The organism is Paludifilum halophilum, assembly GCF_002245355.1.
GTDB lineage: Bacteria > Bacillota > Bacilli > Thermoactinomycetales > DSM-45169 > Paludifilum > Paludifilum halophilum.
Genome location: NZ_NOWF01000149.1, coordinates 1 through 408, shown reverse-complemented (window position 1 = coordinate 408; position 408 = coordinate 1). Strand labels below are relative to the sequence as shown.

1 protein-coding gene is annotated in these 408 nt (G+C 33.3%); it reads left to right on the top strand.

What is annotated here, in order from left to right; translation table 11 throughout:
- On the top strand, window positions 1-182 hold a 182-nt coding region (locus tag CHM34_RS19680), incomplete at its 5' end, for a hypothetical protein (RefSeq protein WP_206093862.1).
- Window positions 183-408 lie beyond the last annotated feature (226 nt).

Genomic DNA, 408 nt, shown 5'->3' with positions numbered 1-408 from the left:
GTTTTGATGATTTCTCAAATATTGAGGTTCCTATTGCAAGAGTCAATGAGATGATTTCTTATGTAGATGAAGGAATTGAGGGAGTTCAACCATATATCTTTCGAAGAGGGTTTCAAGGACCAAGAGGAAAAGGTATTAAAATCGTATCACCCTTTATGCATTTGTCACCACAACCCCTCTAAGTTGGAAAGTGCTACTCAATAGATGTTTGTATGAGAAGGGGCATATGTTAATTTTGATGAAGACTCTTAAAAGAAAGTCTTGATCCTCATCATAATGGAATAATTTTTAGAGAACCACCCTTGATTGATGAGAGAGATGATGTTAGAAAGTTGTCTATAAATAATTTGTTTCAGATAATGAATTTGTTGATGCTTTTAAATCTAGATCATTCAAGTATAATGGTAG